Genomic DNA, 11,773 nt, shown 5'->3' with positions numbered 1-11,773 from the left:
CCAGCCCCTACGTGCACAAACTCTTTAAAGTGAAACATGAACTGGAAGAAATCGGTCAGGAACTTCTAGCTATTGTAGATAATGGCGGACGCGTTCAAAATATCTTAATCGATCATCCCGTTTATGGCGAAATTGAAACCCTACTCAAACTCACCTGCCGCCGAGATGTCCAGCACTTTCTGGAACAAGTCGAGAATTCAGACTTTAGACCCCTTTCTGAATTGACAGACGGCATCCATTACCACCTTGTTGAAGCCGAGACACAACAAGACCTCCACTATATCGAGGAGGCCTTGGATCAGTTAGGTTATTTAGTAAAAGACTAGAAAATTTCTTTTTCCCAGCCGTCCTCTGTGCGGTGGCGATAGAAGAACTCAGACTTGTCAGGTGCTTCCATCATTTCCATCAAAGGCAACATATCATAGGCCAGTTCCAAATTTGGAATCTGGTCTTTTTGTACCCAAGATACTTCTCCTTCATCTGAAGATTGGAGATTCCCAGTAAACTCTGTCGTCTTATAACAAAAAACGATGTAGCGCCCACCTGTATCTAAGGGCCAATTTTTAATGCCGACTAGTTGAGGATTCTGAATGGTCAGGCCAGTTTCTTCGTATATTTCACGAATGACAGACTCGGCAAAGGCCTCGCCATTCTCAACATGTCCTCCTGGAAAGGCATAGCCAGACCAGCGATTATTTTCGGGTGAACGATACTGCATCACCACGCTCTGGGTTTCGAGGTCTTCAATCAGACAGATATTGGTTAAAATAGTTGCTTGGGCACGGGACATAGCTTTGCTCGCTTTCTAAATATTTAAATATAGAAATCAATTATTTCTATATCATCAAAAGTGTCATAATCTAAGTCATAAATAAATGATATCTCAAAAGTACCATCTATTTCCGATGACTCATATTCAAATTCTGGATCTTCAGGTTCTTCGTAGAAAGGATTCTTGGTAACAATATTAAAGTCTATATTCACATCAATGCTTGCTATACACTTAATTTCATAAAAGTCATCTTCAAACGTGTATTTTTCAATCTCCACTTCTGTAATAGTTACGTATTCAAATTCTCCCCAACCTAAATCACCATACTTATTTTCAAAATCCATGTTTGGAAGTTCTGTTTTTAAGTATTCCTCTATTACATCACTAATTTCATAATCATTTTCTACAATTTTTAATAATTCAGAAATATCTGTGACTTTTCGCCTTTTAATTACGGAGGGTCTATTGTTTACTGATTGAGAAGATGCTCTCACAAAAGGTTTTACTACATCGTCGTTATTTAAAGAAGTAGATACTATTTTAGCAAAATCGAGTAATGTATCACTAATAGATTTAAATACTCGAGATGGTACTTCCTCTTGTGAGAAGTGTTTCATGAATTCCAGTTCATCCATTAAATAAAAATCTGCCCCAGTCTCATTTTTCATTTCCTCTATAAGTTCAATTCTTGGACCGATAATCTGATATTTCTCCTTACCATTTCCATCTTTTCCAACACAAACTTTATGGTTTAAATCGGTTTTACTATCCCGTTTACCATCAGAGGTCACAAAAATTACATTTTTGATTTTATCTTCCTTTGCTTTGATAATTATATCCTTCCAAATAATTAAATCTCCAAACTTCTGTTGGTACTTTATACCATTATAACTTCTTGATAATTTTTTATTAGCATCATTAAAACCAGGTGGTATCTCATTTTTATATCTTTCATCTCCTTCCTTTTCAATATTTATAATCGTATTTTGTTCATATCGCTCTCCTGTTTTACTTTGTATAATTTCAACCAATGCATTAAAAATATTAGTTTGGTTCTTACTTATTGAGGAAATCTTCTCAACTAATTTATTTTCTATATCAAGTTCTTTTGAGTTCAGTAAATCTGACAAATAAGTGATCAATTCTTTATTATCTTTATCATTTCTATACGAAAGACCTGAAAATAGTGTTTTTGCTGCTTCCGACTTCACTTTATTCCAATTCTTGCTAAAATTATTTTTAAATTTTGTTACGTTGACTTCATTTAATAATAACGCTTCAGATTTATGAAAGTGAAATTCTAAAGCTACAAGATATGGAATATAAATTTTATCTTGAATACTTTGAATTATCTCAAAATATTCTTTTGATGCTTCTGGTGTAAATCTAAATACATTAAGCAATGAGTTGGTATCAAACACAATAATTGTATTCTCACTTGTCATATTTTCTTTATTAAATGGTTCTCTGTAAAAACCATAAAATTCTTCTTTATAGTTCATCTTTTTCCTTTCTTTCCTACCCCAACGTTCTCACTTTGAGCATCATATCACGGATCTGAGCTGCTAGTTCAAAGTCAAGTACTTCGACGGCTTCTTGCATTTGTTTTTCGAGTTTTTTGACGAGTTCTTTGCGTTCTTGTTTATTGAGGCTATTGATATCGACTTCCTTGTCCTCTTCCTTGGCAACTGCCTTGGTTACAGCGATTAGATCACGGATTTCTTTTGAATTTTCCGACGGCGGACCGTTTCATCGATGGCACTTTGCATAGACTGAGTCATCGTGTCCGCATTCATGATAACATGTCCTTCGCTATTACGGGCCGCACGACCAATGGTCTGGATGAGACCGCGTTCGTTACGAAGGAAACTTTCCTTGTCAGCATCTAGAATAGCACCAATCTCACTTCGGGAACGTCAATCCCTTCACGGAGCAGGTTAATACCGACCAGTTGGGGATTCTGAATCGTTAGACCAGTTTCTTCATAAATCTCACGAATGACAGACTCAGCAAAGGCCTCGCCATTCTCAACATGTCCTCCTGGAAAGGCATAGCCAGACCAGCGATTGTTTTCGAGTGAACGATACTGCATCACCACGCGCTGGGTTTCGAGGTCTTCAATCAGACAGATATTGGTTAAAATAGTTGCTTGGGCACGGGACATAGATTTGCTCGCTTTCTAAGTTATTAAAATGTATCTTCGTTGTATTTTACTTCTGACTTCATGATAAAGGGATTGATCAATTCATGATGGTCATAAGTAGTACGGGCCAAAAAACCTCTAGCAATGATGATTTCCTTATCTTCTATACGATAGTCTATATTGATAGGGACGGCTGGATCCGAGATAACTGATAAAACAAAGAATGCTGCAAACCAAAGATAAAGTGCCACTAATCCACTAAATAATTGAAAAATGAGGTGATACCATTGAAAATCTCTTGTTCTATAAAAGATTCTCCAGGGATGGATTAGGAAGGTTAAACAAAGAATGAAAAACCAACTATTCCACAAAATCGGCGTAAAAGATAGTCCAAAAACCAGCAACACCAAATGAAGAACCACAAAGGTCAGCAAAGCCAAATAAAGTGTCTTAAACGAAATTAACTTAGTTAGATTTTCTTTTGTCATGATTATTCCTCTTTTTGTCCTTATATTTCAAAATGACCATTAATATCGCTGGAATGATGAAAAAGATCAGATAGGTAGCAATTGGAAGCCAGATGTAGTGATAATCGATAGATAATAGGGAAGGAATTTTTTTAACATTTCTCCCTTTCACCCCAACAAGTAAGTGGAGGAGAAAAATAGGTCCGTTTATGAATAGAAAAGTTTTTAAAAATCCTTGTACTGAAGCCTTATTGCTAAAACCATCTCTAAAAATACCTTGATAGAATGTGTGCACCAAAAAGACAAAATTCATAATAATTGGCAAGAGATAGGACATTTCTTGATATGATTTCGGGATAAGTGACGTCCCGAACAATACATACATGATACCAAAAATAGATAATAATATTATACCACCATCCATAAAAGAAGCAATCTTTGAATGTCTTTCCTGCCACAATTGGACGTGAGCTATCAAAGAATACTTTTTATGGATTTTTCTCATTTGTCTGTTCTGTTGTTTGATCTTCTTTTGTCTCTTAGTCTTTCGTTCCATTTACGCCTCCTTCTGCTCTTTTCTATCCGTATAATCAAAAGCAAAATGCCCAGCCCCAAGAAAAAGAAAAAGAGATAACTTACAATAGGGACCCAGACATATGCTGGATCCATAGAAATTATGGGAGGGAAATTCGTTGACTTACGACGTCCTAGCCAATTCAGACCTACCAAGAGATGAAAGGGAAAAAGAAGACCATTAAACCCAATAAATCCCCATGAAAAGTAACGCCATTTCTGAAGTTTATCACTACTAAAACGAAAGACAAGGAAATAGGTTGATAAGATCAGAAGGATAAGATTGAAGCTTAAGGGGGAAAGATAGTTTATGTTCGGTAATAGGTAACTAATGTAAGAGGCGGCAAGAAATGATACAAACATAGATCCAAATAACACACTCGTATCCAAAAGTTGAGCAATCCTTCTGTGCCTTTCCATCCAAAGAAAAATCCTATTAGTCCAAGAAGACTTTTCTTTTGTCTTGTACTTCATTTGTCTACTCATCTTCATTTTCATCTACTCCTTTTTTTGAACCTTTAGAGAGAAAGAAGATTGCCAAAGTTAACATCAAGACTAGAAGGTAGACGACAATAGGAAACCAGATATAGGATGACTCCAGTGAAAACAAAGGTGAGAGAACGACTCTTCCTCTTTTTCTCACACCAATCAGTTGAAAAATGAAGCTAAGGATATTGATATAAATAAAGGGTTCACAAAATCTTTTAAGGGTCCTTTCTTTTTTAGTTTTCATTGACAAAAAGAGAGCATAGAACCTATTACCCAAGATAAAAAGATTCAATTGCAAGGGAAATAAAAGCTCTCTGTACCGAAAATCAGCTGGAATGCTCTTGTTCTGTGATGTTGTAAATTCTATAACTAGGAACAAGCTGATATAAAAGGTAATATCAAGCATAAATTTGAAAAATCGATGCCCTTGTAACCAAAAACGAACAGAATCTAAGCTCGATGACTTCTTATAATTCTTCTCTTTCAAATTCATAATAACTTCCCTCTATTTAAAATATAATCTAAAATGTAAAGGTGGTATGGGTTCAAAGTTAAATTTTAAGATTTAAAATTTTTCAATTAAGTTTGCATTTTCTATTTTAATCTCACTAAATTCTCTCAAACCACCTTCTGCTTTATGTCATCCTCAACTTAACGATAAGGGATCTTTGAACTTTCTATTTCTATATCAGGATTGGCAAGTTTGAGGTAAGGAGCAATATAGTCTGCATCCGTAATTTTGGGACCTAGGATAACTTTTGAGTATTTCAGAGGAAGTAAATTGATATATACAAATAAATCATATCTGCCATTATCTTTTGGGCTTAATACAATATACTTCCTAAAATCATTATAGTTAACCTTGTCAAAAATCTCTAATCCAATTTCTTCCTTCTTCAAGCTAAAATCATTATAGTTGACTTTATCAAAAACTTCTAACCCAATTTCTTCTTTCTTCAAGTATTTCTCATGTGAATTAGTATCTCTATTAATAATATTTTGTATCGCTGTATCATCTAAATTAATTAAAATACGATACTCCATTTCATACTCATAGTCTTTAACTTTAAAAAGGTATGAAATCTTCTTCAATTTCTCAGCAAAACTTTTTAATTCTTTTTCAGCTTCCAGCTCTTTCAATTTTTCAAATATCTGTTTTAAATTATCAAGAGATTTACCAACATCTGTTTCATCTTTATTCTCTGACATTAAATCTAAATAATGAACTTTAACAAACTCTATCGATTTATGAGCAACGATATGTTCAAGATAAGACATATCATATTCAAGGAATGCTCCCTGAGAGGAATCAGCATACTCCTTCCACATAGGTAAACTATCAGAAACTATAGTTAAGGAAGATATAAACACATTAGAAGTTTGATATTGTTGGAAAAACGTATTATCTATACCCAAATAATCATATATTACTCTTCCTTCCATTGGGTCATTTAACTGTTTTAGATTAGTAAGTCGTAAAAATGGAGGTTGAGTTTCAGAATTATTTTCATTTTTCCAGTCAGCTTTTATGAGAAAATTTGTTAAAGTATCAATCTTAGTATAATGTCCAAAGGAACCAATTTCTTTCAACTCATTTGCATCAACTGTCAATTTAGAGCGTATATAGTATATAATCTTATCCGCTTGTTTTAAAAGTTGATTAGCTTCCGATGACTGGATGAATTCTGAATCACTTTGCTCATTTAAATAATCATTATCATACTTCTCAATTAACTTAATAGCTTGGTTGCAGATGATATCCGAATCATTTTCTTCTGCTATCTTTCGAACAACATCAATCGAATCTTTAATTACAACATTAAAGTGTCTTGATACAAAATCCAAATATTTCCCAACATAATCAGATTGAGGGTTATTGATATAATAGTTATTTATTATCTTTAAGTGCTCAAATTGAAAAAGTGAAACAACCTCATCTAATCGGAAATACGCATATATAGCATCTTCAAAACCATTATTTTCAAATATAAATCTGATCAATGATTCATATTTCCTCTTAAAATAGATTCTTCTATCTTCTGGTAAACTATTTTGGTTAAATAATTGATAAAAAACTGTAAGTATGCTAGGAGCGAGTAATTTAGCTTCCTCAAAACCATCATCTAACACTAATTCAAGAATTCTTAAAAAATAACTTCCATCTTCAAACAATATAGAATATTCTTCATATTCCTTTGTAAAAAATAAATATCTATACAAAACAATAAAATATTCAAAATTTTCAAACCAATCAAATAACTGGACATTATTTAATAATATTTTATTTAGTGCAACTAATATATTTTTTGCTGTAGTCTTACCTATTTTTTCTATTAAATTCATACAAACATACAAGACAATTCCAGCATATTTTAATTGTTTTTCTTCAGATAACTTTAAATATTGATTACAAAAATTTTCAAGTTCGTATTTCAGTTTATTTTCGTCCAAGGAACCAAAATGATTCTCTAATTCAGATTCACTAAATTTACCTGTAAAATAATGTAAATTTGCCATTTCATCTCCTACTAACACCCTAATCCAACGCCTTCACTTCCAGCATCATATCGCGGATCTGAGCTGCGAGTTCAAAGTCAAGCACTTCGACAGCTTCTTGCATTTGTTTTTCCAGTTTTTTGACGAGTTCCTTGCGCTCTTGTTTGTTGAGGCTATTGATATCGACTTCCTTATCCTCTTCTTTAGAAACTGCCTTGGTTACGGAGATTAGGTCACGAATTTCTTTCTTAATGGTTTGTGGAACGATACCATGCTCTTCATTATAAGCCATCTGGATTTTCCGACGACGGGCCGTTTCATCAATGGCACGTTGCATAGACTGAGTCATCGTGTCCGCATACATGATGACATGCCCTTCGCTGTTACGAGCAGCACGACCAATGGTCTGGATTAAGCCACGTTCGTTACGAAGGAAACCTTCCTTGTCAGCATCGAGAATAGCAACCAAGCTTACCTCGGGAACGTCAATCCCTTCGCGGAGCAGGTTGATTCCGACCAAGACATCAAAAACACCCAAACGTAGGTCACGGATAATCTCCGTCCGCTCCAAGGTCTTAATGTCCGAGTGCATGTACTTAACCTTGATGCCCATTTCCTTGAAGTAGTCGGTTAAGTCTTCTGCCATTTTTTTGGTCAAGGTTGTAATAAAGGTTCGTTCATTCTTTTCAACACGGGCATTGATTTCACCTAGGAGGTCATCAATCTGTCCCATAGTTGGACGAACTTCCACCTCTGGGTCTAGAAGTCCTGTCGGACGAATGATTTGCTCAATCACTGTCTCGGTCTGTTCATTTTCATAGTCACCTGGTGTCGCTGAAACATAAACAATCTGGTGAACATGACTTTCAAACTCTTCCCGACGGAGAGGACGATTGTCCAAGGCAGAAGGCAAACGGAAACCATAATTGACCAACATTTCCTTACGTGAACGGTCTCCATTGTACATGCCCTTAATCTGCCCCATGGTCATGTGACTTTCATCAATCATGATTAAGAAATCATCTGGGAAGAAATCAAGAAGCGTATAAGGAGGCTCTCCTTCACTACGACCATCCATGTGGCGTGAGTAGTTCTCAACCCCATTTGTATACCCCATCTCACGCAGCATTTCAATATCATACTCTGTGCGCTGTTTCAAACGCTGGGCTTCTAGCAGTTTGCCTTCCTTTTCAAAGACAGCCAACTGCTCCTCCAACTCTGCCTGAATCTTAGCAATCGCAACCTCCATGTGGTCATCATTGGTCACAAAGTGAGTGGCAGGGAAAATCGCCAAATGATCCACTTCTCCCAATACCTGACCTGTCAAAGCCTCAACTTCACGGATACGGTCGATTTCGTCTCCGAAAAATTCTACTCTAAAAGCGTGTTCATCACGAGAAGCTGGGAAAATCTCCACCACATCTCCGCGAACGCGAAATCTTCCCCGTTGGAAATCAATATCATTGCGTTCAAACTGTATATCTACCAAGTCATTCAAGAGTTTATCACGAGAAATCTCCAGACCTGGACGGAGACTAACGACGCTATCAGAATATTCCTTGGGCGAACCCAAACCATAGATACAAGAGACAGAAGCCACTACGATGACATCATTGCGCTCCAGAAGGGCTGAAGTCGCCGAGTGACGGAGCTTGTCAATCTCGTCATTGACCGAGCTATCCTTCTCTATATAGGTATCACTAGAAGGGACATAGGCCTCAGGTTGATAATAATCATAGTACGATACGAAGTACTCAACAGCATTTTCAGGGAAAAATTCCTTGAACTCCCCATAGAGCTGACCAGCCAGAGTCTTATTGTGGGCAATAACCAAAGTTGGTTTATTGACTTTGGAAATGACCTGACTCATGGTATAGGTCTTCCCTGTACCCGTCGCCCCCATCAGAATCTGAGCCTTCTCTCCACCCTCGATATTATCGACCAACTGCTCAATCGCTTGTGGTTGATCTCCTGAAGGTTGGTATTTTGATACTAGTTTAAATTTATTATCTGTAATTCGATTTATCATGATCGCCTCATCTTCATTTTTCTATCCTTCTATTTTACCATAAATTTACTTTTCAGACTCCTCTCTAAGTTGATAAGAGCGAGTATTTCATGTTACATTTCCTTACATAAATTTCATAAAATTTGCCTTTTCATTCATTTTCTGATATAATGGGAAAATATTCGGAAAAGGAGACTAAAAATGAAGAAAAAAATACTAGCATGTTTGCTCATTTTATTTCCCATTTTCTCACTAGGTATGGCAAAAGCTGATACTGTTAAGATTGTGTCTGATACAGCTTACGCACCTTTTGAGTTTAAAGATTCAGATCAAACCTATAAAGGGATTGATGTTGATATTATCAATAAAGTCGCAGAAATCAAAGGATGGAACATCCAAATGTCTTATCCTGGCTTTGATGCAGCTGTAAATGCGGTGCAGTCAGGTCAAGCAGATGCTATTATGGCAGGTATGACAAAAACAAAAGAACGTGAAAATGTCTTTACCATGTCTGATACCTATTATGATACAAAAGTTGTCATTGCTACCACAAAGTCAAATAAAATCACCAAATATGAGGAACTTAGCGGGAAAACAGTTGGAGTTAAGAACGGAACTGCCGCTCAACGTTTCCTCGAAAGTATCAAAGATAAATACGGTTTCTCTATCAAAACCTTTGATACAGGTGATTTGATGAATAACAGTCTAAGTGCTGGTGCTGTAAATGCCATCATGGATGATAAACCTGTTATCGAGTATGCGATTAACCAAGGACAAGATCTCAGCATCAATATGGATGGTGAGGCTGTTGGAAGCTTTGCCTTTGGTGTCAAGAAAGGGAGCAAGTATGAACACTTGGTTACCGAGTTTAACGAAGCCCTAGCACAAATGAAGAAAGATGGTAGCTTGGAGCAAATCATCCAAAAGTGGACGGCTTCTAAAACTACGGCAAGCCCAACGACAACTACTGCTGCTGGACAAAAAGCTACTCCTGTGAAAAGCAAGTACATTATTGCCAGCGATTCATCTTTCGCCCCGTTCGTCTTTCAAAATTCAAGCAATCAATACACCGGTATTGATATGGACCTCATCAAGGCCATTGCCAAAGACCAAGGTTTTGAAATTGAGATTACCAACCCAGGATTTGACGCAGCCATCAGTGCTGTTCAAGCTGGACAAGCAGATGGTATCATTGCTGGTATGTCTGTAACAGATGCCCGTAAGGAAACCTTCGACTTCTCAGAATCATACTACACTGCAAATACGATTCTTGGTGTGAAAGAATCAAGCACAATTGCTTCTTATGAAGACCTCAAGGATAAAACTGTCGGTGTTAAAAACGGAACTGCTTCTCAAACGTTCCTTACTGAAAATCAAAGCAAATACGGCTATAAGATTAAAACCTTTGCAGATGGCGCTTCTATGTATGACAGTCTGAATACTGGATCTATTGATGCCGTGATGGACGATGAGCCAGTTCTCAAATATTCTATCAGTCAAGGGCAAAAATTGAAAACACCAATCGCTGGAACTCCAATTGGAGAAACAGCCTTTGCAGTTAAAAAAGGTACTAATCCAGAATTGATCCAGATGTTCAATAATGGACTTGCGAACCTCAAAGCTAACGGAGAATTCCAAAAGATTCTTGACAAGTATCTCGCTAGCGAATCTTCATCTGACTCTACAAGTACAGTTGACGAAACTACTATCTGGGGCTTGCTTCAAAACAACTACAAACAACTCCTTAGTGGTCTTGGAATCACTCTTGCTCTAGCGCTTATTTCATTTGCAATTGCCATTGTCATCGGTATTATCTTCGGTATGTTTAGCGTCAGCCCATACAAATCTCTTCGTCTGATCTCTGAGATTTTCGTTGACGTTATCCGTGGTATTCCATTGATGATTCTTGCAGCCTTCATTTTCTGGGGTATTCCAAACTTCATCGAGTCGATTACTGGCCAACAAAGTCCAATCAATGACTTTGTAGCTGGTACTATTGCCCTCTCACTCAATGCGGCAGCTTATATCGCTGAAATTGTTCGTGGTGGGATTCAAGCTGTTCCAGTTGGGCAAATGGAAGCCAGTCGCAGTCTTGGTATCTCTTATGGAAAAACCATGCGTAAGATTATCTTGCCACAAGCGACTAAATTGATGTTGCCAAACTTCGTCAACCAGTTCGTTATCGCTCTTAAAGATACAACCATCGTATCTGCTATCGGTCTGGTTGAACTCTTCCAAACTGGTAAGATCATCATAGCCCGTAACTACCAAAGTTTCAAGATGTATGCAATCCTTGCTATCTTCTATCTTGTAATTATCACGCTTTTGACTAGACTAGCGAAACGCTTAGAAAAGAGGATTCGTTAATGGCAAAACTAAAAATTGATGTAAATGATTTGCATAAGTATTATGGAAAAAACGAAGTTTTAAAAGGAATTACAACTAAATTCTATGAAGGAGATGTTGTCTGCATCATCGGTCCTTCTGGTTCTGGTAAATCCACTTTCCTCCGTAGCCTTAACCTTCTCGAGGAGGTAACGAGTGGCCACATCACAGTGAATGGTTATGATTTGACTGAAAAATCAACCAATGTCGACCATGTTCGTGAAAACGTGGGAATGGTCTTCCAACATTTCAACCTCTTCCCTCACATGTCAGTCCTAGAAAATATCACTTTTGCACCTATTGAACACAAACGAATGACCAAAGAAGAAGCTGAGAAATTGGGGATGGAGTTGCTGGAGAAAGTCGGTCTTGCAGACAAAGCTAATGCTAACCCAGATAGCCTATCAGGTGGTCAAAAACAGCGTGTAGCTATCGCTCGT

Annotated in this window: 10 protein-coding genes and 2 pseudogenes; 3 read left to right on the top strand and 9 right to left on the bottom strand. The window is 36.9% G+C overall.

The features are described from left to right. Positions 1-326, top strand: a 326-nt coding sequence (locus GMD3S_RS0209025; RefSeq protein ID WP_025172991.1) for a 3H domain-containing protein, incomplete at its 5' end; no start/stop codon positions are given. On the opposite strand, the gene GMD3S_RS0209020 is transcribed toward GMD3S_RS0209025, so the two are convergent. The 9 genes and pseudogenes from GMD3S_RS0209020 to uvrB all read right to left on the bottom strand — a co-directional run bounded on the left by GMD3S_RS0209020 (position 323) and on the right by uvrB (position 8,969). Continuing rightward, positions 323-790 carry an 8-oxo-dGTP diphosphatase gene (locus tag GMD3S_RS0209020; protein WP_000085297.1) on the bottom strand — a complete coding sequence of 156 codons (468 nt, stop codon included), beginning with the start codon at positions 788-790 and terminating at the stop codon, positions 323-325. The two genes, GMD3S_RS0209025 and GMD3S_RS0209020, sit on opposite strands and share 4 nt — an antisense overlap. Before the next feature lie 23 nt (positions 791-813). Continuing rightward, positions 814-2,274 carry a PIN-like domain-containing protein gene (locus GMD3S_RS0209015; RefSeq protein WP_001106842.1) on the bottom strand — a complete coding sequence of 487 codons (1,461 nt, stop codon included), beginning with the start codon at positions 2,272-2,274 and terminating at the stop codon, positions 814-816. A 16-nt stretch (positions 2,275-2,290) separates the two neighbouring features. After that, positions 2,291-2,723, bottom strand: a pseudogene (locus GMD3S_RS11165) (UvrB/UvrC motif-containing protein); the annotation flags it as partial. Further along, positions 2,712-2,936 (bottom strand): annotated as a pseudogene (locus tag GMD3S_RS10965) (NUDIX domain-containing protein); the annotation flags it as partial. The pseudogenes GMD3S_RS11165 and GMD3S_RS10965, both read right to left, overlap by 12 nt. 23 nt (positions 2,937-2,959) lie before the next feature. Beyond that, a complete protein-coding gene (locus GMD3S_RS0209005) occupies positions 2,960-3,403 on the bottom strand; it encodes a hypothetical protein (protein ID WP_000159691.1) in 444 nt (147 codons plus the stop codon). Further along, complete coding sequence (locus tag GMD3S_RS0209000; protein ID WP_000440206.1) at positions 3,381-3,938, bottom strand: hypothetical protein; 558 nt, start codon at positions 3,936-3,938, stop codon at positions 3,381-3,383. The genes GMD3S_RS0209005 and GMD3S_RS0209000 overlap by 23 nt, the downstream gene beginning before the upstream one ends. A 495-nt stretch (positions 3,939-4,433) precedes the next feature. Beyond that, positions 4,434-4,937 (bottom strand): hypothetical protein, encoded by a 504-nt coding sequence (locus tag GMD3S_RS0208990; RefSeq protein WP_001049350.1) that lies wholly within the window; start codon positions 4,935-4,937, stop codon positions 4,434-4,436. A gap of 158 nt (positions 4,938-5,095) precedes the next feature. Then, on the bottom strand, positions 5,096-6,961 hold the full coding sequence (locus GMD3S_RS0208985; RefSeq protein WP_001284940.1) for a DUF2971 domain-containing protein: 1,866 nt from the start codon (positions 6,959-6,961) through the stop codon (positions 5,096-5,098). 19 nt (positions 6,962-6,980) lie between these two features. Next, positions 6,981-8,969, bottom strand: coding sequence for an excinuclease ABC subunit UvrB (gene uvrB / locus GMD3S_RS0208980; RefSeq protein ID WP_000610414.1), 1,989 nt, complete (start codon positions 8,967-8,969; stop codon positions 6,981-6,983). A 180-nt stretch (positions 8,970-9,149) separates the two neighbouring features. Here uvrB and GMD3S_RS0208975 point away from each other — a divergent pair, with 180 nt between their 5' ends. Both GMD3S_RS0208975 and GMD3S_RS0208970 read left to right on the top strand, forming a co-directional pair. After that, positions 9,150-11,315, top strand: coding sequence for an ABC transporter substrate-binding protein/permease (locus GMD3S_RS0208975; RefSeq protein WP_000726967.1), 2,166 nt, complete (start codon positions 9,150-9,152; stop codon positions 11,313-11,315). Further along, positions 11,315-11,773: amino acid ABC transporter ATP-binding protein (locus GMD3S_RS0208970; protein WP_025172990.1), on the top strand; the 459-nt coding region annotated here is incomplete at its 3' end. The genes GMD3S_RS0208975 and GMD3S_RS0208970, both read left to right, overlap by 1 nt.

It is taken from the genome of Streptococcus sp. GMD3S, from assembly GCF_000298695.2.
Taxonomy (GTDB): domain Bacteria; phylum Bacillota; class Bacilli; order Lactobacillales; family Streptococcaceae; genus Streptococcus.
This window is presented reverse-complemented; position numbering and strand designations above follow the sequence as displayed.